The 22825-nt window shown below is 39.0% G+C and carries 24 protein-coding genes; 12 read left to right on the forward strand and 12 right to left on the reverse strand.

Going from position 1 to position 22825, the window contains the following annotated elements; translation table 11 throughout:
• Nucleotides 1-49: 49 nt before the first annotated feature.
• The 4 genes from H0173_RS09990 to H0173_RS10005 all read right to left on the reverse strand — a co-directional run bounded on the left by H0173_RS09990 (nucleotide 50) and on the right by H0173_RS10005 (nucleotide 2736).
• Nucleotides 50-436: a hypothetical protein gene (locus tag H0173_RS09990; protein WP_260631128.1), complete on the reverse strand. Its 387-nt coding sequence runs from the start codon at nucleotides 434-436 to the stop codon at nucleotides 50-52.
• 164 nt (nucleotides 437-600) lie between these two features.
• Complete coding sequence (locus tag H0173_RS09995) at nucleotides 601-1806, reverse strand: benzoate/H(+) symporter BenE family transporter (RefSeq protein WP_221846243.1); 1206 nt, start codon at nucleotides 1804-1806, stop codon at nucleotides 601-603.
• Nucleotides 1807-1902: 96 nt separating this feature from the next.
• Nucleotides 1903-2088, reverse strand: a complete 186-nt coding sequence (locus H0173_RS10000) for a histidine kinase (RefSeq protein WP_260631129.1) — start codon at nucleotides 2086-2088, stop codon at nucleotides 1903-1905.
• 33 nt (nucleotides 2089-2121) lie between these two features.
• On the reverse strand, nucleotides 2122-2736 hold the full coding sequence (locus tag H0173_RS10005; RefSeq protein ID WP_221846246.1) for a LysE/ArgO family amino acid transporter: 615 nt from the start codon (nucleotides 2734-2736) through the stop codon (nucleotides 2122-2124).
• A gap of 236 nt (nucleotides 2737-2972) precedes the next feature.
• On the opposite strand from H0173_RS10005, the gene H0173_RS10010 reads away from it, so the two are divergent.
• Nucleotides 2973-3875, forward strand: coding sequence for a DMT family transporter (locus tag H0173_RS10010; protein ID WP_221846248.1), 903 nt, complete (start codon nucleotides 2973-2975; stop codon nucleotides 3873-3875).
• A 39-nt stretch (nucleotides 3876-3914) separates the two neighbouring features.
• Here H0173_RS10010 and H0173_RS10015 read toward each other — a convergent pair whose 3' ends face one another.
• The 6 genes from H0173_RS10015 to H0173_RS10040 form a co-directional block, all read right to left on the reverse strand.
• Entirely contained in the window at nucleotides 3915-5654 is a 1740-nt protein-coding gene (locus H0173_RS10015) for a CocE/NonD family hydrolase (RefSeq protein WP_221846249.1), read from the reverse strand.
• Between the two features lie 131 nt (nucleotides 5655-5785).
• A complete protein-coding gene (locus tag H0173_RS10020; protein WP_221846252.1) occupies nucleotides 5786-5938 on the reverse strand; it encodes a hypothetical protein in 153 nt (50 codons plus the stop codon).
• A gap of 80 nt (nucleotides 5939-6018) precedes the next feature.
• A complete protein-coding gene (locus H0173_RS10025) occupies nucleotides 6019-6699 on the reverse strand; it encodes an ABC transporter permease (protein ID WP_221846254.1) in 681 nt (226 codons plus the stop codon).
• A gap of 13 nt (nucleotides 6700-6712) precedes the next feature.
• Nucleotides 6713-7636 carry an osmoprotectant ABC transporter substrate-binding protein gene (locus tag H0173_RS10030; protein WP_221846261.1) on the reverse strand — a complete coding sequence of 308 codons (924 nt, stop codon included), beginning with the start codon at nucleotides 7634-7636 and terminating at the stop codon, nucleotides 6713-6715.
• A 15-nt stretch (nucleotides 7637-7651) separates the two neighbouring features.
• Complete coding sequence (locus H0173_RS10035; RefSeq protein ID WP_221846263.1) at nucleotides 7652-8305, reverse strand: ABC transporter permease; 654 nt, start codon at nucleotides 8303-8305, stop codon at nucleotides 7652-7654.
• 15 nt (nucleotides 8306-8320) lie between these two features.
• On the reverse strand, nucleotides 8321-9460 hold the full coding sequence (locus H0173_RS10040; RefSeq protein ID WP_221846265.1) for a betaine/proline/choline family ABC transporter ATP-binding protein: 1140 nt from the start codon (nucleotides 9458-9460) through the stop codon (nucleotides 8321-8323).
• Nucleotides 9461-9741: 281 nt separating this feature from the next.
• On the opposite strand from H0173_RS10040, the gene H0173_RS10045 reads away from it, so the two are divergent.
• Nucleotides 9742-10278 carry a GbsR/MarR family transcriptional regulator gene (locus H0173_RS10045; protein ID WP_221846267.1) on the forward strand — a complete coding sequence of 179 codons (537 nt, stop codon included), beginning with the start codon at nucleotides 9742-9744 and terminating at the stop codon, nucleotides 10276-10278.
• A gap of 377 nt (nucleotides 10279-10655) precedes the next feature.
• Here the strand turns inward: H0173_RS10045 and H0173_RS10050 are convergent, their stop codons facing one another.
• Complete coding sequence (locus H0173_RS10050) at nucleotides 10656-11828, reverse strand: MFS transporter (RefSeq protein ID WP_221846269.1); 1173 nt, start codon at nucleotides 11826-11828, stop codon at nucleotides 10656-10658.
• A 169-nt stretch (nucleotides 11829-11997) separates the two neighbouring features.
• Between H0173_RS10050 and H0173_RS10055 the strand changes: the two genes are divergently transcribed.
• Together H0173_RS10055 and H0173_RS10060 are read left to right on the forward strand one after the other, a co-directional pair.
• Nucleotides 11998-12339: a winged helix-turn-helix transcriptional regulator gene (locus tag H0173_RS10055; protein ID WP_221846291.1), complete on the forward strand. Its 342-nt coding sequence runs from the start codon at nucleotides 11998-12000 to the stop codon at nucleotides 12337-12339.
• Nucleotides 12326-13243, forward strand: a complete 918-nt coding sequence (locus tag H0173_RS10060; RefSeq protein WP_221846271.1) for a DsbA family protein — start codon at nucleotides 12326-12328, stop codon at nucleotides 13241-13243. The genes H0173_RS10055 and H0173_RS10060 overlap by 14 nt, the downstream gene beginning before the upstream one ends.
• A 44-nt stretch (nucleotides 13244-13287) precedes the next feature.
• Here the strand turns inward: H0173_RS10060 and H0173_RS10065 are convergent, their stop codons facing one another.
• On the reverse strand, nucleotides 13288-14094 hold the full coding sequence (locus H0173_RS10065) for an AAC(3) family N-acetyltransferase (RefSeq protein WP_221846273.1): 807 nt from the start codon (nucleotides 14092-14094) through the stop codon (nucleotides 13288-13290).
• Between the two features lie 453 nt (nucleotides 14095-14547).
• Here H0173_RS10065 and H0173_RS10070 point away from each other — a divergent pair, with 453 nt between their 5' ends.
• The 8 genes from H0173_RS10070 to H0173_RS10105 all read left to right on the forward strand — a co-directional run bounded on the left by H0173_RS10070 (nucleotide 14548) and on the right by H0173_RS10105 (nucleotide 22777).
• Nucleotides 14548-16056 carry an ATP-binding protein gene (locus tag H0173_RS10070; protein WP_221846275.1) on the forward strand — a complete coding sequence of 503 codons (1509 nt, stop codon included), beginning with the start codon at nucleotides 14548-14550 and terminating at the stop codon, nucleotides 16054-16056.
• Nucleotides 16057-16075: 19 nt separating this feature from the next.
• The gene (locus H0173_RS10075; protein WP_221846276.1) at nucleotides 16076-17296 is read left to right on the forward strand and encodes a sensor histidine kinase; all 1221 of its coding nucleotides are present in this window, start codon (nucleotides 16076-16078) and stop codon (nucleotides 17294-17296) included.
• Nucleotides 17293-17958, forward strand: coding sequence for a response regulator (locus H0173_RS10080; protein ID WP_221846278.1), 666 nt, complete (start codon nucleotides 17293-17295; stop codon nucleotides 17956-17958). Before H0173_RS10075 ends, H0173_RS10080 begins: the two co-directional genes overlap by 4 nt.
• A gap of 138 nt (nucleotides 17959-18096) precedes the next feature.
• A complete protein-coding gene (locus H0173_RS10085; RefSeq protein ID WP_221846280.1) occupies nucleotides 18097-19029 on the forward strand; it encodes an ABC transporter ATP-binding protein in 933 nt (310 codons plus the stop codon).
• Nucleotides 19030-19040: 11 nt separating this feature from the next.
• Nucleotides 19041-20255, forward strand: a complete 1215-nt coding sequence (locus tag H0173_RS10090; protein WP_221846282.1) for an ABC transporter permease — start codon at nucleotides 19041-19043, stop codon at nucleotides 20253-20255.
• Between the two features lie 11 nt (nucleotides 20256-20266).
• A complete protein-coding gene (locus H0173_RS10095) occupies nucleotides 20267-21421 on the forward strand; it encodes an ABC transporter permease (protein WP_221846283.1) in 1155 nt (384 codons plus the stop codon).
• Between the two features lie 70 nt (nucleotides 21422-21491).
• Nucleotides 21492-21692, forward strand: a complete 201-nt coding sequence (locus H0173_RS10100; protein WP_221846285.1) for a hypothetical protein — start codon at nucleotides 21492-21494, stop codon at nucleotides 21690-21692.
• Nucleotides 21693-21895: 203 nt separating this feature from the next.
• Nucleotides 21896-22777, forward strand: coding sequence for a LysR family transcriptional regulator (locus H0173_RS10105; RefSeq protein ID WP_221846287.1), 882 nt, complete (start codon nucleotides 21896-21898; stop codon nucleotides 22775-22777).
• Nucleotides 22778-22825: the final 48 nt, after the last annotated feature.

A 22825-nucleotide genomic window follows, 5' to 3' on the forward strand; every position in this document is an offset into this window, starting at 1 on the left:
TTCCACTGTCTATTTGACAGGGGGCAGTTCATCCCGCAAATCATTATGTTTATTTTGTTTCTGTACGCTTTACATATATAGCCTGACCCTTATTTATGAGTTTACACCCCTCTAAATCTTCTTCCTTTAGCAAGCCTAAATTTAATGCAGATTTTATCTTTTCCTCGTCAGGTTTTTTCTGAATTAAATCTGTCATATTTAATTCTTCTAATCGATGCACAGTGGTATCCTGTTTATATTTCTCTGTTACTCTGATTTGCCTTTGCAATTTATAATCGCTTATTATCAGTTCACCCTTCATATTTTCCCCAAACACCATGTCAAAATATTGGTTGAACGCCTTTTTCAATTCATCTAGCTGTGCTTCAATTTCTTTTTTCCGGAGATTTAATTCATTGTAATTTGAAAGCATTTCTCTAGTAATTAAATGGCTCAACGGTATCCCCCATTCCACATATGCACTAGTTCATCATATTGTGAAAGGCGGATGGATATGCTTAATTTTTAATTCCTGACTTTAGACAAGGCTTTGGCATATTTTGAAGTAACGTTTCTTATGATCATGAATAACCTCTTCTCCCCTTCTAATTGCATCAACAACTATTTTTCAATCGTACTAGCCAGCACCGCACCAATTACGAGTCCCCAAACTGGTGAACTAATGCTCAGAAATGAAACATTTGACATTGTCACGATAAAAGCAGCTAAGGCGCTCAGCCGATAGCGATTAGTTGAAAAGCCCATTTGTATGCTGGAATGCAAAACACCAATTAGAGCAAAACCAGCCAATAAGGAGACAAAAGCCTTTGGCAAGGATTGAATGAATGGAACAATTGTCCAGGCAAAAATACCAAAAAATAAAATGATAAGTGCTGACACGATCGAGCCCATATACCTTTTGGAAGCTGGTCCAGAATCCGGTCCTGCACAAATAGCTGTCATCATTCCTGCAATATTTGCGCTTTGTCCGCCAAAAAAGCTTGCACCAATTGAAAATAATCCACTTATAGAAATGATTTTCCGAATAGGAGGATGATAATGAGAGCTTTCTAATGCGCCTATTCCAGGAGCGGCATCATTGCTTAAAATGAGCATAGCCAAGGGAAGTGAAACCGTCAGTATACCAAACCAAGTGAACTCTGGCATCTGAATAGATGGGAAGAAAAAAGCAAGCTCAGTTGAAATGCTCAATGGCTTTGACAGTAATAATACGATAAGAGCCGTCATCACTGCTGCCAGCACAGGAGGAAATCTTTTGAGATACCTAGAACAAATAAGGAAGCTAACAACTGCGGCTCCTCCTGCTATAGGCATTTCTTTAATAGCGGGAACTAGTTGAACAACATAACCGGTAACCAGCCCTCCAAGCATGGCGGCAATTACCTCTTTAGGCACCCACTTCATAATTTTTGTAAACAGACCAGTGAGCCCGATTAATAATATGAAAACTCCTGCCATCACATAGCTGCCAATTAGCTGAGGATATGTAAATTGCGCTGTTACTGTGGCTAAAAAGGCAACTCCCGTAATGGAATGCCCACCTGTAATAGGCATTCGGAATAACAATGCCATAACCAAGCCATATAGCCCGCCAAAAAAATAAACAGCAAACATCCAGCCTATTGTTTGCTGGTCCGTAAATTTACCTGCCTCTGCTGCCTGTAAAATAAGCATGGCAGGTCCAGTCATGACAAGCGTACTAGAAATAAGGCCAGACGAAACATTTTCCGCATTAATATCAAGAAGGAGCCTCTGACCTGTCCCTTGTTTATGTGAAATAAATTCGCGCTGTCTTTTTTCCGGCATTCCCACCCTATCCACCCCTATGATTAATATCCAATATTAATAACTATCATTAATGCATAGAACAGGAATTGTCAAATAATTGAAACACTTCTCTTTTTAATCGTTTTTTTGTTCATTTCCTTTAAATAGAAAAAAGGATATAACACCCGAAAAAACAGCAGCGCCCGCTGAAATAATGACTCTCGTTTCATAAGCAATTTCAGCATAATCCTTTTTCAATATGTACATTGCAAATGCTGCTACAAAAAGCATAATGGGTATAACAAGTGCAAGCTTTCTCATCATTTTCCGTCCTTTCCTATGAAAAAAAGTGATCTATTTGATCACTTGAATTCCAATGTATATTGCCATTCCCCAAATGATTATAGCAGATGCTTGATTCATTCTCCTTAAAAAACGTCCACTACTATCAAATTGGCCTATTTTTCGGCCAACAACTGCTAAACTTAAAAACCATAACCATGAAATGCCAATACATGCAAAAGTAAATGCCCATTTTTCATTGCCCGCATAGGCTAAAGAACTTGTTCCAATTACACCGATCGTATCCATAATCGCATGTGGATTCAGCAAAGAAACAGAGGCAGCGAATGTAATTTGGCGTTTCATTGAAAACGTGCTATCCTTTTGTCCATTATTTACTTCGGGATGACTTTTCCAAATGGACCAGCCCATATAAGCTAAAAAAAAGAATCCAATAATAAACATTAAATTTTTTATCCATTCGAAGCTTAAAACGATAATGGAAACTCCCGTTACAGCCAAAAGAATTAATAATGTATCGCAAATGCCAGCTGTAATCACTGCTGGCAGTGCTCTTCCAAAATGCTTTTGAGTTGCTCCTTGATTAAAAACGAATACATTTTGTACCCCTAATGGCAAAATCAATCCAAAAGCGAGGATTGCTCCATGAAGAAATGCTTCAGTCACTGTGCTCCCCCTTATCTATCTAAACATGTTATGATTTTTAGCGTTTTGGTGAATATTTCAGAATCTTTTAAACTAGTATGTAGTATATCACATATCGTGTTTTTATCAGCATTTCTGTTTAAAATATTCTGGAATTAGAAGGCCTTCGAAAAGGAATCATAAGAAAATCGATATTGCAACAATTTATATACCGTGTTAACCTTGTTTTTATGAAAAAAAGAATAGGGGTGAACGCATTGAACGCCAAGGCATTTATTTTGGCATTCGTAACAGTCATCATATGGGGATCTACCTTTGCCGCTATTCGCGCAAGCTTAATGGGAGGCTATTCTGCGGGACACCTCGTATTACTCCGGTATCTTATTGCTTCTTCCATATTTATCATATATGCGCTCTGGCCAGGTGTTAAATTTCGTCTCCCTAAAAAAGAAGACATCGTTAGAATTACTTTGCTCTCCTTGATTGGAATTAGTGTTTATCATATTGGTATTTCGTTTGGCGAACAAACCATTTCAGCTGGTACGACGGGATTACTTGTTGGTTCAGCATCCGTTTTCTCGGCTATTATTGCTGTATTTGTTCTTAAAGAGCGGCTTGGCTTGTTTGGATGGATTGGGTTAGCAATGGGGTTTACCGGAATTACCATTATCACATTAGGTTCAGCCGGTTCTTCCTTCGAGATCTCTGAAGGAGCCCTCTTAGTACTAATGTCTGCCATTGCAACATCAATCTTTTTCGTTTACCAGAAGCCATTGTTAAGCCGTTATCATCCAATCGAATTAACAGCCTACTTTACGTGGATCGGGACAATTCCGTTCTTTATTTTTTCACCGGGTCTGTTTCAAGAAATACAGCACGCCACACTGGAAGCTCACTTATCGACTATTTATGTCGGTGTTTTTCCAGCCGCAATTGGCTATGTCACATGGGCCATTGCCCTTTCATTAGGGAAAGCAAGCTCTGTTACAAGTATGCTTTATATTGAACCTGTATTCGTTATTTTAATTGCTTGGATTTGGCTAAAGGAATTCCCAAGCACCATTTCAATTATAGGCGGCATTATTGCCATTTCAGGTGTACTCGTTGTTAATCTGCTAGGGAAAAAACAGCAGAAACCAGTTGGAGAAAAGGTAGCTTAATAGATTAAGAAAAGCCAGGTTCATAGCACCTGGCTTTGTTTATTGTTCTGGAATTACAGGCAATATAATATGTGAAGGATACTCCTTTTGATGATAAATCGTTTGATTTGCTACTTTCATATCTTTACTAGTAATCATTGTTTCCCCAGTATTTAGATTTATATCAAAACGCGGGAAGTTACTAGAAGAAATTTCAACTCTCATTCGATGTCCCTTTCGAAATACATTACTAGTCGCCCATAAATCGATTTCATATTCAAGGATTTCCTCTTTTATTTTATCCTCCTGCTTTATCCCATTGCGGTACTTCGCTCGAACAATCCCATCTGTCAAATTATAGGCAGTTCCATCTGGAAAAACGTCAATTAGCTTTGCGGTAAAATCAGTGTCGTCAGCATCTGTTTTTGCCCATAGCCTTACCTTGACAGGTCCAGTTACCTCTAGCTCCTTTTGCAATGGCTCAGAAGTATACACTAGGACATCTTCTCTTTCTTCAACCTTGCTTTGATCTCTTGGCCCCATTGTCTGTGTTCCGGCAAACAATGTGCCGCCACCGCTCGTCGGTACAGGATTCTTCGGGTCATATAAAAATTGGTCAGCCGTTTCATTCAGCGGCGGCTCTACATTTAATCTTCCATTTCCATAACGGGTATTGGCTTTCCCCTCACTATGAAAATAGAAAGGCACATATTTTGTCCTTGCTAACGGCCATTCCTTTTCATTGCGCCATTCATTAATCCCCATGACGAATAGTTTAATAGGGTCATCTTCATGTTGGAATTCTTTTTTCCCTTTTAGCCACTGATCAAACCAGCAAATATGCAGCCCTGTCAAATCGTCATTCTTATCGATCCAATCGCCAGATGCATGGATGCCATAATTTCGATCTCCCAGCGTGCTACTAAATACACCATGCCCCCATGGACCAATAATAATTTTCTGGCTTGGATGGCTGTTATTCTTCATTTCGACATAATTCTGAATGGTCGTATGGAGAAAATTATCATACCATCCGGCAATATGTAATGCTGGAACCTCCATTTTGTTATATTTATGTTCTATGCTGGCACGAGTCCAATCAGCCTCTGTACATTCAGCATCAAGCATATCGAAAAAGAAGTTTGCGACACCCAATTCTTTCAAAGGTGTCCACTCTTTGATTGGCATAAATTTATACCACTCTTCGATTTCATTATAGAAATGTGCCATTTTATCCATCATTATTTTATATTCTTTTGAATTTCCATACTTTCTTTTTAGTTCGTCTGGCACAACCGACTCAAGTGCCCAAGTCTCAGCTGAACCAACAAGGAACTTCCCGCCGCTCTGGATAGAATTTTTTCGCCAATTTGATAGAGTCATAGCTGGCGCAATGGCCTTTAAATGAGGCGGCTTTTCTGCAGCCGCTAATAATTGAGTAAATCCATAATAAGATAAGCCAAACATTCCAACCTCCCCATTAGAGTACGGTAAGCACGCAGCCCACTCCACTGTGTCAAAGCCATCCTCTGCCTCATGGATAAATGGATAGAAATCACCTTCCGAAGAAAATCTCCCTCTTACATCTTGGATGATCACCACATATCCATTTTGCACTAACCGATTCGTATCTAAATACCGATGAGAATAAAACGGCAAGTCCTTATTGTACGGCAATCTTGTTAATAGAACCGGGAATTGCCCCTCCCTATCAGGACGGTAAACGTCCGCATAAAGTGTAACACCATCACGCATTTGGCAAGGAACGTTTTTTTCTAAAATGATTTGATTAATGTCCATGTTTTTCTTCTCCTTTTGAGTTTTTATGATAAATATCGGCTTTTTTGGATAATCCACGATTCCTTTTGGATTTGTCGTTCATTTGGTTACTTTTATCAGCTTGTTTTCTGATATATCGGCGACTTCATCACTTATATCCGCCAGTTTCCCGATATATCCGCCAGTTTCCCGATATATCCGCCAGTTCCTGAATATATCCGCCAGTTCCTGAATATATCCGCCAGTTCCCCGATATATCCGCCAGTTCCCCGATATATCCGCCAGTTTCCCAATATATCCGCCAATCCCACCAAAGTTCGTCCGCTAAATTCTACCCTTTAAAAAAAACCCATCCAAAATACATTCTGGATGGATTTCTCAAACTCTAAGCAGCTTGATTCTGCTGCAAGATGCTATTTTTTCTTTTTTTATTCGGAGCTAGCTTACGTTCAAGCCAGCCCATACCGATATCGGCAATAACGGCCATTAATGCGGTTGGAATGGCGCCAGCTAGGATAATTGCTGTTCCATCTGTCGCATTGGTTCCGCGTAAAATAATATCTCCGAGACCCCCCGCTCCGATAAACGTTCCGATCGTAGCTACCCCTATGGTAATAACAAGGGCTGTTCTCAGACCTGCCATAATTACAGACATTGCTAGCGGTAGCTCTACCATCCACAGTACTTGAAACTTCGTCATACCCATTGCTTTTCCTGACTCAAGAAGGGCATGGTCCACATTAATAATCCCTGTGTACGTATTTTTGATGATCGGAAGCAAGGAATATAAAAATAATGAAAATACGACTGTATTCGTACCTAATCCCATAACAAGCATAAGGACAGCTAGCATCGCAAGCGCTGGGATGGTTTGAATAATATTTGCAAGCGAGATAACCCACGTGCTTAACTTTCGATACCTGGCAATCAAAATACCAACGGGAATCGCCACAATGGCTGCAAACAATACTCCATATGCAGACATTAAGAAGTGACGATAAAATTGCTCCCACACATAGCCCGCATTTTGAGAATAGTAGTACAAAATCTCTTTGATCGTGTCCAATTTACGTCACCTCCTATTTTTCCTCTTCAAAATAATGGTTCTCCTCTAAAAATTCTTTTGCAATAATAGAAGGCTCTCTCAGCTTTCCATCCGCCTCATAATTTAATTCCTGCATTTTTTCAGTATCGATTTTGCCTGATAGCTTTTGTAAAACGCTCTTCAATTCAGGGTATTTCCGCAGAATATCATTTGTTGCTACAAGTGATGTATCATATGGCGGGAAAAAGTGCTTATCATCCTTTAAAACCTTCAAATTAAAAGCTTTAATTCTGCCATCCGTTGTGTATGCAAGTACAACATCCATCTTGCCATTCGCTGCCGCCTGATACACTAATCCGATTTGCATTGGGAATGTTTTACCGAATTCATAGCCATATTCTTGGACAAATCCTTCATAGCCGTCCCCTTCTCGTTTCAGCCATGCATTATCCACACCTAATTTCAAATCTGAAGCGAGCGGCTTCAAATCTGAAACTGTTTCTAAGTTTTCCTTTTCTGCCATCTCTTTTGTTACGGTAAAAGCATAGGAATTTGCAAAGCCGTAAGAGTCGAACCATGTTTGGTCAAAACGCTCCTTGAACTCCCGCTGAACGATTTGAAGTGCCTTTTCAGGATCTTTAACAGGCTCCATTCCTAGTGCACCAGCAAGATCCGTCCCGGTATATCTCGTCGCTGCAATATCCACATCTCCATTTAGCATCGCCTTATGCTGAACGATAGAGGAACCAAGATTATTAACCATTTCCACTTTAGCATCCGTATAATGTTCAATCATGAGTCGAATAATATTTCCCATGATCTGAGATTCAGATGTCCCCATCGTTCCTACTGCAATTGTATCCTTACCCGCACCACTTAAGCCTGGAAGTGAACAGCCGCTTATAAAAACAGACAGCAGGACGATTAATAGCCCAAATAATCGATGGATTTTCTTCATATTAAAGTCCCCTTTCTAAGCAGCTTCCTTCATCTTTGCCATCCCTTTTGGTGTAACCCAATCTTCAATTCGTCCTAAAAGAAGATCAGTTAAGAGTGCAAGAATGGTGACTGGCACCGCACCTGCAATAATGAATTCTGGCTGATATAAATTAAGTCCGCTAAAAATATAATCACCAAGTCCGCCAGCACCAATATATGAAGCTAGTGTTGCCCATCCAATAAGATAGACGGTTGAAAGCCGGATGCCTGCCATAATAACAGGAATAGCCAGCGGCAATTCAACATAGCGAATTCTTTCCCATCCAGTCATACCCATCCCGCGCCCTGCTTCAAGCAAACTGCGTTGCACACCGTTGACTCCTGTATAGGTGTTTCTCAAGATAGGTAGGACTGAATAGAAAAACAGTGCAATAATTGCAGGAACTTTCCCAACGCCAAACAGCGGAATAAAAAAGGCTAAAATAGCAAAACTCGGGAAAGTCTGAATGACACCTAGAACGCCCATTACAGCTCCTGCTAATTTCGGGACTCTCGTAAGAGCAATTCCGAGGGGAACGGCAACTAAGATTCCTAAACCTGCAGCAAGTAATGAAATATATAAATGCTCCCATGTCTTAAACAGCATTTCTGAGCCATTTTGTTGAAAAAATATTAAAATATCTCCCATGACATCTCCCTCCTTTTAAACTGATTGGGATAGCTCTTCATCTCCCCAAATAGAGTCATAGACAATATCTACTAAGCTTGCTCGAGTTACAATTCCGACTAATCGGTTGTGATCGTCGACAACAGGAACATACTTCATGCCTTTTTTCAAAATTTTACGTACCGTGTCCCGCACAAGTGTATCTTGTGTAACTGTTAATACATCCTTTTCTAAAACATCTGCCACAAAACTTGCTTTTCTGCGATTCTGATCTATCATCTCTACATCGATATAGCCTTTAAGCTCACGCTTTTCATTCACAACTAATAAGGAATCGACCCGATGATGCTTCATTAATCCAATCGCTTCTGATAAGGAGCGGTCCCTTGAAATGGTAACTGGATTTGGGTTCATGATTTGTTTTACTGTTTGGATATTTGGTCTTGCTTGTACTAAGCGATCTTTCCCGATAAATTCCTCGACAAATTCATTAGCAGGATTAAGGAGAATTTCATCTGGTGTGCCGCATTGAACTAATTGGCCTCCACGCATAATGACAATCTGATCAGCTAGTTTTAGTGCTTCATCCATATCATGAGTGACAAAGACAATCGTTTTGCCTAGCTGCTTTTGCAGTTTTTTAAATTCTTCCTGTAATGAATCCCGAGTAATCGGATCCAATGCTCCGAACGGTTCATCCATCAGAATAAGTGGTTGATCTGCCGCTAATGCCCGAAGAACTCCAATCCTCTGCTGCTGCCCTCCACTTAGCTCATGAGGGTAGCGATCTAAATAATCGGGGGTCATATCGACAAGCTTTAATAATTCTTCTGCACGAGATCTTCGTTTTTCATCGGGCCATTTTAGTAATTTAGGGACAAGTGAGATATTTTCTTGAATGGTCATATGGGGGAACAAACCTATTTGCTGGATAACGTAGCCAATTTCTCTTCTTAATTGAACAGGATCCCTGTCCATAATATTCTCTCCATTGATAAAGATACTTCCTTCAGAAGGCTCGATCAGTCTGTTAATCATCTTCATCGTTGTTGTTTTTCCGCAGCCGCTCGGCCCGATAAACACAATGAATTCCCCTTTTTCAAATTCTAAACATAAATCGTTAACTGCCTTTTTACCTCCTTTATAAATTTTTGATACGTGGTCAAACTTCAGCATAAAACGCACCTCCAAGTTTTTCTAATTTAATAAGTTCAACAGTAATTTTCGAAAAATTTCGTTACTCTATTATTATATTTTAAACTTTGTAAAATAAAAAGTTTACAAACTGTACATATTACACGTTATTCACACAGATAATTCCTTGATCTTAGTCACATCACAACTTTTCTTAAAAATCCTCCCAAATAAGTCCATATCCTCCTAAATTCTTGTTTTCCGATTGAAGTCAAAATATGTTACAGTGACTATGAAAGTTAGCGGTTGGAAGGATGATCGTTATGGAGGAAGAAACCTTTATAAAAATTAAACATATTGAAGATCAATTTATCGAAAAAATCGCAGAAAATATGCACTCTTATGGAATTTCATCAACAGTTGGCCGTGTACTCGGGATTATTTATATGAATCGCAAGCCGATGACACTTGATGAATTATCAGAAGCAACTGGGATGAGCAAAACCCGTATGAGTCAGGTTGTTCGCGAAATGGTTGACCTCAATATTGCGGAAAAGGTATTTGAAAAAGGTGTACGCAAAGACTTATATAATGTAGAGCAAGATTATTACCAAACGTTTATTTCCCTGTTTACCTCTAATTGGCGAAAAGCGATTAATAAGAACAAAGTTTTTGAAAAAAAGCTTTCGGCTGAATTAGGCCGTATACTGGATCATGATGAAATTAATGAGGAAACAGAACAAAATTTAAATGAATTGTTAAAAGAAACAAAAGTATGGCTGGATTATTACGATTGGTTGAGCCGCTTAGTTGAGTTTTTTGATAGCGGAGAAGTTTTTAAACATGTACCAAAACCATAAGCTTCTTCCTGTTTAAGAATAATTAACCTTACCCCAAAATAAGAAAATGAAAACCATTCATTTTCTTTTTTTAGGCTGTTTTCGTAAACTTTGTTGTTTTAACACTAAATAGTGAACCGTTCCTTTCCGCTACAGGCACGCAGCGATCGCGGGGAGGAAGTCGAGCCTCCTCGCCATTCCGTCTGCGGGGTCTCGACCTTTCCTCTATTTCTCGCAGGAGTCAAGTGCCTTCCGCTCCAATCCACTCTGCGTTTCCAATGTTATTCAAAGCAATAATCTTTTAGAAAACAGCCAATTGAAAAAAGCCTGCAGATAGGGTACATTCCCCTTCTGCAGGCTTTTTCATAATCGTTTATTGTCTAGCTTTGATATTAGTACTAATTTAATTCCCTTTGTACTGATAATACTTTTTGTTCCTTTTTAACCATTGATAGGAAAGCTGTTCCTAGTGCAGCTAGGATTAATACTCCGCCAACCGTTGGATTGAGTTGAACAGATGCCTGCTCAATGACGACACCGCCTATTAATGAACCTAGGGCAATTCCAATATGAACAGCAGAGTTATTTAAGGTTTGCTGAATATCGGATGCTTCAGGGGAAAGCTCAATCAGATAGCTTTGCATAGCAGGCGTAATAGCCCAGCTTAATATGCTATAAACAACTAGTAGAATTAAAAATATCGGCAACGAAAACTTGCCTAACGGAATTAAAAACATAGACAGTCCGAATAAAGGAATAACGGATAGAGTCGCTGTCTTGGTTCCCATTCGATCTGCCAATAATCCGCCAATTCCACCCCCGGCTACTGCTGCAATTCCAAACACTAAATAAACAATACTAACCCATGTTCCATTTAACCCCATTACGCTTTTTAAAAATGGCGTCAAGTAACCGTAAAACGTTAAATGCCCTGTAAGAAAAATAATAGATGTTGACTGTGCAAGAAGGATTCTCCGATTCTTCAATGTTTGAAGCTGAACCCCAATAGGCACAGCCCGTTTTGGAGGGATATTTCCTAGGAAGAAATACACACCTGCCATGGAAACAAGAGTTAGAATGGAAATCATGACAAAAGGAGCACGCCAGCCAAAGGCATTTCCAAGCATCAGCCCAATAGGCACTCCTAACACAAGAGAAGCACTTACCCCCATAAAAACGACAGCAATAGCACGGGCACGGAATTTTTCTTCCACAATACTCGGCACCATAGTTAAGCATAAAGCAATGAGCAGTGAGCCGCTCGCAGCGGAAATAATTCGCCCAACTAGTAAAATATTGTAATTGACACTAAATACAGCAATCAAATTTCCTAATAAAAATATGGCTAATGAAATAAGAGTAAGCTGCTTACGCCCGACTTTTTGTGTAACTGTTAATAAAATCGGAGCGGCAATCGCAAAGGAAAGCGAAAAGGCTGTCATTAGAAATCCTGCCTTTCCAAGGCTAACATTTAAATCATTGGCAACTAAATCTAGTAATCCACCAATTATTAATTCAACCATTCCAACGACAAACGAGACAATGGCCAATAAATACACACGTTTATTCATTTCAGATAAACCTCCTAAAGTACCTTACCCATGTTAACGATTTATTCACCATAATACAAGTGGAAATTCCATCAATATTTATTTTTGGAATTTTTTGTTTAGATATACTTTTTATACTTGATATATTTTATATACCTTAATATAATGAAAATCAAGGTAGGTGATTCCAATAAATATCTGTCCATACTTAGAATATTCTTTTGAGATTTTAGGGAAGAAGTGGAATGGTTTAATTATTCATTATTTATCACTTTGCCCGGATGGCTCTGCCCGTTTTTCTGATATTAAAAAGGATCTTTCGGATATTACCCCTAGAGCTCTTTCGCAAAAACTAACAGAGTTAGTGGAATTTGGTCTAATTGAGAAAAAAGTCATCGCTGAAACCCCTGTATCTATTATTTATGCACTGACTGAGAAAGGCCGAGCATTAACTTTAGCTTTAGAACCGATTCAGAAATGGGCTTTTCAATTTAGAGATCAAAAAGGAGGAGAAAAACATGAGCAAGAATAATATGATTTGCGACTTAACGACAGGCATTTGCGGGGAAGTTGACGGTGAGGAAATGGAAATGATCGATTTAACTATTCCACAAAAGAAAGTAACTCTATACTACGTTACTGATCCAATCTGCTCTCATTGCTGGGCTCTTGAACCCGTATTAAGAAGATATGAGCAGCAGTATGGTCAATATTTACAAATTCATACGGTGATGGGCGGCCTGCTTGAAAACTGGGATGGCTTTGCGGATGTCAGTAATGGAATAAGCAGCCCAGCCGATGTTGCTGGTCACTGGAGAGAAGTTGGCGAGCATTCCCGGATGCCGATTGACGGCTCATTATGGCTAACGAACCCCGTTCAATCCTCTTATGTTCCTTCACGTGTTTTTAAGGTCATCCAGCAACAAGATGAAAATTTGGCCAAAACCTTCTTACGCCGAGCAAGAGAAGCCGTTTTTGTATTCAACCAAACTATTTCAGATGAAATAGTGTTAATTGATTTAGTGAATGGATTGGGACTAGATGGGGAAGCCATTGTAAAAGTAGCAGGCTCTTCAACCGGACAACAGCTGCTTGAACAAGACTTTGCGCTATCACGATCACTTGGGGTACGCGGGTTCCCTACGATCATTATTGTTAATGAGGAGAATAAAGGGGTTAAAATTGTCGGAGCAAGACCAATTGAGTCCTATGTAAAGGGACTAGAACAAGCTCTTAATAATGAAACTCCTCTCCCAAAACCTGTCCCCTCATTTGCAGAGCTGCTGTCACAAGAAGGTATGCTGTTCTCTAAAGAAATAGAAATCATGTATGATCTCGAACAACATGAGGTAAATAATTTTGCAGAAAAACAGCTTTCATCATTACAGTATGAGGCAAAAGAAATTTTAGGCGAACTTTATTTTGAGAAAAAATAAGAAGAAAAGCCTCGATTGGCATCATCCAATCGAGGCTTCATTATTTACCCTCTATACTTTTGCAGCCATTCACGGCCATAGTCCACTAGTACCCGCTGCTTCATTAATTTACTTGTGGCAAGACCGACTTTAGAACAATTAATAGGAAATTTCTCTTCAAACTCTTTCCCTAATGCTTCAAAAACATCTGAATCGTATAAGATTTCTTCGTATGTTTTCCAAACTCGTTCCTTATTTTCTATTAATGCTGCCCCTTTCTGAACCTTTCCCCTATTCGGAATAGCATGCTCAGCTAAATGCAAAGATGTATTGCTGTCATGCCCAACACCTAATAGGAGCACATGACCATCCAGCTCATAAATTTTTTCTAAAGGGGAACTCGAACCAAGACCTTCTTCTAATGGCTGCTCAGACAGGATAAAATCCGCATGCTTTCCCCATGCTGCAAATGAATAGGTTGGATGCAAGCTCCTTTTTACTTCAGGGAACGTTCTAAAGGTTTCAACAATTTTCCCCATTCCTCTTGATGGTGTTACTTCTGGCTCGTAGGCTGGCATCTCCTCACGAATAATCGGCCACCAATCTTCAGGCACAGGCGGCATCTGCCACCCAGATGGGTCAGAGTTGTCATTAGTTTGTGTTGGCATAACAATCGTTCCCTCTTCCCCAACGGCATCCATCAAAGCTTGAACGACTGCCACAGGTCCCCCGCAAACCCAGCCTAGCGAACTTAAGGAGGAATGAACGATAACTGTCATTCCCTTCTCTAATCTGAGATTCATGAAGTCTCTATGCAAACTTGTTCTTGTATTTGGTGTTTTTAATTTATTTATAGCTTTTAGCTCACTCATTTGTTTTCACTCCTGTTTAGATGCAAACTTTATAGATTTGAATTTATTTAGATTAGCCATGCTGTTTTTTCATTTCCTGCAAAAGTTCCTCTGATTTTCCTTTTGGAATAACTCATTCCCAATATTCACTGGTTCTCCTGCCTTTTTAGAATAGTCTTCGTTTTTTGAAAGCGCTTTAAATTTTTTCGACAAATTTCTTCTTTTTCCTTCCTATTCTCTTAACTACTAAAATACGTATTTATGTATTGTCTGAATTCTATTCCCTTTCCGCCCTATTGAACCTTCTATATAAATAACTTATTATTAAAATAATTATAAATTAAACTAGCATTTACTTCACCTTAGACTCTTTTTGCACACTTATCTGCAAAAAATGTAAAAAAATGAAACTTTTTGCGATCATGTTCATCGTAGAGAGATTTATTTTTGCGTGCGGTAAAGGGGAAGAACGTGATGAAAACTAGGAACACAAAACATAAGTTAACAACATTCCTCATATATTTTATCTTTACAATTGTGCCTTCGCTATTGATTAGCTTTACCATAACCATTCATAAAATGGAACAGTACGAAAAGGATTATAGGAGTGAAGCGCATCGCAGTGCCAGCCTTCACGCAAACAATATCGATAGCTTTATAGGAGAAACTGCTGGTCGTCTGGAAATGCTGGCTACCTTAATTAAAGTACAGCAATTTGACTTGATTAATATTGAAGAAATTTTAAAGGAAACTCATAAAAGTGATGACCGCTTCTCTGGCTTTTATTGGGCAAACCCAAAAGGAGATATATTAATCAGCTCTAATTCCCCTTATACCCCAATAAATATTAGTGACCGAACCTATTTCAAAAATGCCATTGAGCTGGGGAAAACGAGTATATCAGGAGTACATACTGGACGTATTTCAGGAAATAACGTTATAACTTTAGCAACACCTGTTATAGAAAATACCAAGCCTTTAGGTATGCTGCTTGCAAGTTTGCGAATAGACAGATTAGAAAATAATATTAACTCATTACTAAATGATGAAGAGATCGTAATTAAGGATAGTATCGGGAAAACCATTATCCAGACAGGAGAATTGCCTGCTCATGGAAGGGTTGTAACAGATCATTTTAGTCTAGACCATGTTCCTTGGACAGTCAGTGCAAGTATTAACTTCAATGACGAACAAATTTACCAAAATACTTTCTTTTATTACTTTTTCACAGCCTATATTTTTACAAATATCCTACTCTTACTAATCTATAATTTCCGCTTAAAATGGAACGGAAGATTAGCTAAGGAACAGTACGAATTTCAGAAAATGGAGCTAATCGGAAACCTTGCTGCAAGTACAGCTCACGAAATCAGAAATCCGCTTACCGGTATTAGCGGGCTAGTGAAACTGTTAAGCGAAGAGTATCATGAACCAAAAGCTCAAAAATATTTTGGTGTTATTCAAAACGAAATTACGCGTATTAACTCAATTGTCAGCGAACTCCTCTTTCTTGGAAGGCCGACAGCACACACACTTAAAAATTACAATGCAAATGAAATATTAAAAGAAATTGAACCGATCTTGCAATCAGAAGCAAATTATACGAATGTTCAGCTTTCAATCTCGTATTCTGCAAACGATCCATTTGTATCTTGTGTAAAAGATCATCTAAAACAAGTGATATTAAACTTAAGCAAAAACTCGCTACATGCGATGCCAAATGGCGGAGAGCTAACCGTTTCAATTGATAGCGATGAGAAATGTTGTATCATTATTGTAAAAGATACAGGAATAGGAATTCCGAAAGATGAACTAGATAAGATTTTTAATCCATTTTTCACAAAGAAAAAGGATGGATCAGGAATTGGATTGACTGTTTGTAAGCGCATTATCGATTCCTGTAATGGCATTATTTCTATTCAAAGCACACCAAATATTGGGACACAAGTTGAAATTATGATTCCGCTCATACGGAATTCCTAATTTAAGGATGGGACTTATTTTGAAAAATATATCATTTATTTTGCTTAGTTCTACGAGAGTTATTATGTTCTTGCTATTGAGCAGCTTTTATTTTCAACTTGTTGAGCATCATGAAACATGGAAGCTTACTTATATTATTTGTGCCATGGTTTTATTTATTGGTAATCATATTGTGCAGATGACAACTGCACATTTAAAGATACGAATACTGTGTACTGCCATTGATATGCTGCTTGGTGCGGGGTTCGGGGCTATTTTTCCAACGAGCTCTTATTTATATTTAATTTTCTTTGGTGTCATTTCAACTACTGTTTTTTTATTATATTCCGATCGTCGTCTTCTCAGATTATTTTCAGCCGTTTTTTTCATTCTATGGATATTAATTAGCCTGGAAAAATATATTCTATTTGGAACGTTTATTCTTACTGATAATATATTAAATTTAATGTTTGTTGTTTATGGAGCTATAGTCGGAGGCTTAATTCGGAATTTGCAGGAGGCACGGGAAACAATTGGCAGCCAATATCAGCAGCTGAATGATTCACATAGTGCACTCCAGGATGCACACAATCAATTAAGTGACTATTCGAAGAAGGTTGAGCAATTAACAGTCATTCGTGAGAGAAATGAAATTGCACGCGAAATACACGATACCGTTGGTCACAAAATGACTGCCTTGCTCGTTCAGCTCCAGTTAGCCAATGAGATGGTTACACTAGCTCCAGAAAAAAGCAAAGAAATTCTGACCACCTGTGAACAATTGACACGAGATTCACTTCATGAAATTCGTTTATCAGTTCGAACACTAAAGGAAGAGGAGCATATGAAAGTCTCATTTCTGCATGTATTACGGGAACTAATGGATGAATTCTCTAACCTGACAGGAATGGAAACACAGCTTGAATTGACGGGAGATCCCTCTTCCCTTCCCCTTTCACTTCAGCCAACAATCAAAAGAATTGTGCAAGAGGCATTAACTAATGCACAGCGGCATGGATCAGCTAATCTATGTCAAGTTGCTATTAGAATACTAGAAGATGCGATTCATGTTGAACTGCAGGATAATGGAAAGGGTACAGAAAATGTAGTACCTAGCTTTGGACTTATTAATATGAAGGAACGCGTGCTGGAACACGGGGGAACAGTACAATTTAAAAGTGCAGAAGGTCAAGGATTTTCAATTTCTATTAATCTTCCAATTAACCGTGTACAATGGAGCTCTAGCGGGGTGATGAAATGATAAAGATTATGATTGTAGATGATCAGCCGTTAGTACGTGAAGGACTAGGGTCCCTTTTGAATTTGCGGGAAGAAATTAATGTAATCGGCACTGCCTGTGACGGAGCAGAGGCCTTAGAGAAAGCTATTAATCTGCAGCCTGATATTGTTCTAATGGACATCCGAATGCCAAAAGTGAACGGAGTTGAGGGAACAAGACTTCTAAGAGAGAAGCTGCCGGAAGTAAAAGTCTTAATGCTGACGACCTTTAGTGACAGTGAATTTATTTTTGACGCATTAGAGGAAGGGGCTAGCGGCTATTTATTGAAGGATATGTCAACTGATACAATCGTTCAAGCAATCTTGACTGTTTTCCATGGCGGTGTCGTTCTGCCTAAGGACTTTACTTCAAATGTATTAACAGAAATGAGAATGAAGCCTAATTTAGAAGGTAGTCAAAACGAGGTGCCCGCTCCCTGCTCACTTGATGAATTAACTGGCCGTGAGCTTGAGGTTCTCCGCCATTTAGGTCAAGGGTTAAATAATAAAGAAATAGCTGACACTCTATTTATTACGGAAGGCACAGTTAAGAATCATGTATCGAATATTATCCAAAAACTCGAGCTAAGAGACCGTACACAAGCAGCTATTTTTGCGGTCCGTTATGGCATCACTACTTTTTGAACATGACTTTTAGCATATACCCGTATGAAGAGCGACACATTGGTGTCGTTTTTTTTGTGCTCGAAAATCTATCGCAGGCTGGATGGAAGCTTCCCCTCCCCGCGATACAATGAAATTAATTAAAGGAGGCGGTGCTAAGTGCTTACACTGGCAAATGTTAAAAAGAGTTTCGGTAAACATGAGGTAGTTAAAGGAATTACACTTAATATCGAAAAAGGAGAGGCCTTTGGTCTGTTAGGCCCGAACGGAGCAGGAAAATCTACAACCATTTCAATGATTTGCGGACTTGTGCCTTTTCAGGACGGTGACATCCAAGTGGATGGAGTTTCGGTTAAAAGTAATCCACAAATTGTTAAAAAGAAAATCGGGGTCGTTCCACAGGACATTGCTCTTTATCCAACGATGTCTGCTGTCGATAATTTAATTTTTTGGGGCAAAATGTACGGTCTTTCAAGCAAGGAAGCTAAAACCCGGTCTAAGGAAGTCCTCGAAATGGCTGGTCTTTCTGACCGGGCTAAGGATAAAATCGAAACCTTCTCAGGCGGGATGAAGAGAAGGATTAATATAGGTGCTGCTTTAATGCATGAACCAGAACTGCTCATTATGGATGAGCCAACTGTTGGAATTGATCCACAATCGCGAAATCATATTCTTGAGACGGTTAAAGCATTAAACGATCAGGGAATGACGATTATTTACACAAGTCATTATATGGAGGAAGTTGAATTCCTTTGCAAGCGGATTGCCATCATTGATCATGGCCAATTAATTGCCAGCGGATCAAAGAAAGAGCTCTGCAACAGACTTTCAGGCGGAAAAGTGCTTCATCTTACTGTAGATCAAATCTATCCAGATTTCTTAAAGAAGTTAAAATCAATGGACGGCGTCGAAAATGTATCAGTTGCAGAAGAAACAGAATTGGATATCTTCTTGCAGAACGATAAAGAGCTTTTAGCTGACATTGTTCTACTCTCGAATCAATCTGGAGTAAAACTGCAGCAGATTCAGCTTCAGGAACCGAATTTAGAGACTTTGTTTTTACAATTAACAGGGCGCTCATTGCGTGATTAGAGGTGAGTAGAATGAAAATGTTTATTATTGCTGCGAAGGACTTAAAGCTTCGATTAAAGGATAGAAAAGCCATTATTATGATGCTTCTAATGCCGCTGGTATTAACGGCCATCCTTGGTTCTGCACTAAAAGGAGTAATGGGTAATAGTGATCTCCCGAAAACAACGATTGGCATTTATGCAGTGAATAAAGACGAAATAACAAATACATTTATTAACGATGTCTTACTCCAGGAAATGAAGGATTCAGTATCTGTGAAAGAAGCAAATTCTACGGACGAACTGCAAGAATGGGTAAAAGACTCGAAGGTTGATGTGGGGATGGCGATTCCTAGTAATTGGAGAGAAAGTCTAGGCGATCTCCTTGATAATCCAGTTGGCTTATATCCCGCAAACGGAAAGGATTTTGAAACGGCTTTTGTCCAGCAATTAACGGATTCATTTGCACAAAGTGCACAAACAATTGCCTATTCAACAAAGGAAATCATGACTAATGCTGCGGTTACAGCAGCGGCCACTGGAAGCTCCTTTCAACCGGAAGTTCTCCAAAATGAGCTACTGAAAAACATGGATATGGTATCAAAGGTCCAGCAGGATGTCATTGTAGATGTGCCAACTGGCGATAAAAATGTCTCATCCATGCAATATTATGCTGCAGCCATGGCAGCTATGTTTCTCCTGTTTAATGCAATGCATGGCGGAAAAGCCTTCCATCAGGAGCGCAGCACGGAAACATTGGCAAGATTAATGATGACACAAGCAACTAACAGCTCTATTTTGTTAGGAAAGTTTCTAGGAACCTTATTCTTTGCCTTTCTACAATTTATTGTTTTCATGACAGCGACCCATTTCGTATTAGACGTTAGCTGGGGAGAAAATGTTCTGCAAACCATTTTCATAGCGTTTATTTACAGTTTTGCTGTTTCAGGGCTATCCATGGTTGTGGCTGCCTTTACATCAAGTGAAAAAATGGCCGATACAATTGGCGGAATTGGCGTACAGCTTCTTGCCATATTAGGCGGTTCTATGCTTCCTGTTTCTGTCTTTCCGAGCTTAATGAGAAAAATTTCAATGATTACACCAAATTCATGGGCGTTAACAAGCTTTACCAATATTATGTCTGGTACTACATGGGGAACGCTTTTGGCTCCAACAATTACATTAGTCTTAATTGGCATCGTATCAATCATGATTGGAACAATGCGCTTACGCCATAAAGCTCTATAGGAGGTTTTATAATGAGGAAAATATTAGCAATCTGTTCGTTCGAATTAAAGCGGACTTTCAAAAAAAGATCTGCCTATGTATTGATGTTTGTCATGCCCCTAATTTTTACCTTCCTATTTGGAAGCCTGTTCGGCGGAAGCTCAGATACAACAATTCATATCGGCATTGTGGACGAAGATCAAACAGAATTATCAGCCGAGCTTATTACAGCGTTACAAGCAGGTGAATTAGTCACTTATCATATTAGTTCCGCAGAGGAAGCAAAGGAACTGCTAAACGATCAGGAAGTCCAAGGAGTTTTTTCAATAAAAGAAGGCTTCGCCTCTCAGCTTATCAGTCAGGGAAAACCGGAGATTTCTTTCCAGCACTCCCCTAGCAGTTCAACAGATCAGGTAGTGAAGCAAATTATGAATAATGCTGTCCTAACATTGGGCATGAAGGTCTCCGCAGCCAAAACAGGCAGTCAATACAGCAATGACGATTGGAGTCATTTATTTCAAAAGCTTGCAGACGGTTCGGAAACACATCAAGCTTTTACAAAGGTTTCAACAAGTGATGGTTCAAACGGAAATGTTCTTAGTAGAATGTCATATAGTTCAGCAGGATTCTCAATTATGTTCGTTATGATGATGATGCTCTCTGTAACAGGCGCTTTAATTGAAGCAAGAAATATGGGGATCTGGTCAAGATTATTCACAACGCCAACTTCGAAATTTCAAGTGATGTTTGGGTACTTTCTATCGTTTTTTGCCATCGGCTGGATTCAATTTTTCTTACTTATGGTAATGTCATCGATCTTTTTTGATGTTAAGTGGGGAGATCCTCTTGGATTGTTTGTGCTAATTTCATCTCTGCTTTTAGCAGTAGTAGGCTTAGGACTCGCGATCGCGGCATTTGCCAAAACAGCCGAGCAGCAAAATGCGATCGGTACACTCATAATTGTTTCAACTTGTATGCTCGGCGGAGTGTACTGGCCGACAAGCATCACGCCAAGCTTCATGCAGACTCTATCTAATTTCGTTCCGCAATCATGGGCGATTAAAGGATTTACAGAATTAATTGTTGGCGGTGGAGCTGTCGCCGACATCCTTACACCAGTATTGATCTTACTTGCCTTTGCTGCCGTGTTTTTCACAGTTGGATTGTCTAAGGTTCGATATCAATAGAATAGGAAAATCGTAAGCGCCTTTGTCACTCTTGAAAATCATATGTTTTAAAGATAAGGAGCGATTGGTTATGAAAGGAAATTTAAAATGGGCTTGGACCGTATCCTGGCTTGCACTTGTTGGTCAACTAGTAGTATTTTTGGGAATATCCATTTTTACAGGAAATTGGCTGTTTGTTATGTGGAGTTTTATGGTGAGCTTGTTAATCGGTATTCCAAGTATGATGAACACATGGAAGGCGCAAAAAAAAACTGATGAAAATAAACTATAATAGTTAATATAAGGACAGTTAGTCAAGTTGTTCAGTTAATCAAGGCTTAGGGTTATATCACTCTGAGCCTATTTTATTGCCTTAGTTTTTTGAACTCCTTAAATTCCATTACTCATAGTTTTCGTTTACACTCGGCTTATTTATATGTAAAATGAATAAAAATAATAGTTGCTATTCCATTCAGGAATAGCAAGGAGGCAGCTATGGAATTAAGAGACTTAAAGTCGTTTATGGAAGTAGCGGATTATAAGAGCTTTACAAATGCAGCAGCACATTCTTATTTGACACAGCCATCACTAAGCAAGGCCGTGAAGAAATTAGAAGAGGAATTAAATGTGGAATTATTTGACCGCTCAACAAGACATTTGCGCTTAACTGACGCCGGACAAATTGTGTACCGGCAAGGTCAAAAAGCCTTTTCAGCCCTGTCAGAGCTGAACGTGCTATTAGATGAACTGAGAGACATTACATCAGGTGAAATTAAGATTGGAATTCCTCCATTAATTGGCACACTTTTTTTCCCCAATATAGCCAAGAGCTTTAATAATAAATATCCGAAAGTTTCGCTGGAGCTTGTTGAGCTAGGAGCAAAACTAATTGGCAAATTAATTGATGAAGCTAAAATTGACGTAGGAATCGTGGTCCTGCCTGCTGATGAAGAAATTTATAATATTTATCCTTTTTTTCAAGACGAATTTGTCTTATTTCTACACGAAGATCATGAATTTGCCGGGCGTACTACCATCACACTAAACGAGTTAAAGGATGAAAAATTCATCCTGTTTTCAGAGGACTTCGCTCTGCATGATTACATTATTCAAGCATGCGAACAGGAAGGATTCTCTCCAATGATTTCGTATCAAAGCTCACAATGGGACTTGATTCTTGAATTAGTCTCGGCTAAGCTTGGCATCACACTTTTACCTAAATTAATTTACGAAAAGCAAACAAACTCAAACCTTAAAATTATAAAATTAGAAGAGCCTCTTTACTGGAATCTAGGAATTATCACAAAAAAAGAAGCTTATCACTCTTACGCTCTAAGAGAATTATTAAAAATGCTTCATGATGAAAATGGCAAATAAAAGAGGATGGCACCTGGGTAGTGACCCCTTAAAGTTAGAGTTTTTATT

This window comes from Bacillus sp. S/N-304-OC-R1, from assembly GCF_019749375.1.
Classification (GTDB): domain Bacteria; phylum Bacillota; class Bacilli; order Bacillales; family Cytobacillaceae; genus Cytobacillus.

Bases quoted from the DNA above. Each gene is read 5' to 3' on its own strand.
- H0173_RS10080 (WP_221846278.1), top strand. From the start codon at position 17,293: ATGATAAAGATTATGATTGTAGATGATCAGCCGTTAGTACGTGAAGGA.
- H0173_RS10035 (WP_221846263.1), bottom strand. From the start codon at position 8,305: ATGGGAGATATTTTAATATTTTTTCAACAAAATGGCTCAGAAATGCTG.
- H0173_RS10090 (WP_221846282.1), top strand. From the start codon at position 19,041: ATGAAAATGTTTATTATTGCTGCGAAGGACTTAAAGCTTCGATTAAAG.
- H0173_RS10050 (WP_221846269.1), bottom strand. From the start codon at position 11,828: ATGAATAAACGTGTGTATTTATTGGCCATTGTCTCGTTTGTCGTTGGA.
- H0173_RS10015 (WP_221846249.1), bottom strand. From the start codon at position 5,654: ATGGACATTAATCAAATCATTTTAGAAAAAAACGTTCCTTGCCAAATG.
- H0173_RS10065 (WP_221846273.1), bottom strand. From the start codon at position 14,094: ATGAGTGAGCTAAAAGCTATAAATAAATTAAAAACACCAAATACAAGA.
- H0173_RS10095 (WP_221846283.1), top strand. From the start codon at position 20,267: ATGAGGAAAATATTAGCAATCTGTTCGTTCGAATTAAAGCGGACTTTC.
- H0173_RS09995 (WP_221846243.1), bottom strand. From the start codon at position 1,806: ATGCCGGAAAAAAGACAGCGCGAATTTATTTCACATAAACAAGGGACA.
- H0173_RS10060 (WP_221846271.1), top strand. From the start codon at position 12,326: ATGAGCAAGAATAATATGATTTGCGACTTAACGACAGGCATTTGCGGG.
- H0173_RS10040 (WP_221846265.1), bottom strand. From the start codon at position 9,460: ATGCTGAAGTTTGACCACGTATCAAAAATTTATAAAGGAGGTAAAAAG.
- H0173_RS10000 (WP_260631129.1), bottom strand. From the start codon at position 2,088: ATGAGAAAGCTTGCACTTGTTATACCCATTATGCTTTTTGTAGCAGCA.
- H0173_RS10030 (WP_221846261.1), bottom strand. From the start codon at position 7,636: ATGAAGAAAATCCATCGATTATTTGGGCTATTAATCGTCCTGCTGTCT.
- H0173_RS10045 (WP_221846267.1), top strand. From the start codon at position 9,742: ATGGAGGAAGAAACCTTTATAAAAATTAAACATATTGAAGATCAATTT.
- H0173_RS10070 (WP_221846275.1), top strand. From the start codon at position 14,548: ATGAAAACTAGGAACACAAAACATAAGTTAACAACATTCCTCATATAT.
- H0173_RS10100 (WP_221846285.1), top strand. From the start codon at position 21,492: ATGAAAGGAAATTTAAAATGGGCTTGGACCGTATCCTGGCTTGCACTT.
- H0173_RS10105 (WP_221846287.1), top strand. From the start codon at position 21,896: ATGGAATTAAGAGACTTAAAGTCGTTTATGGAAGTAGCGGATTATAAG.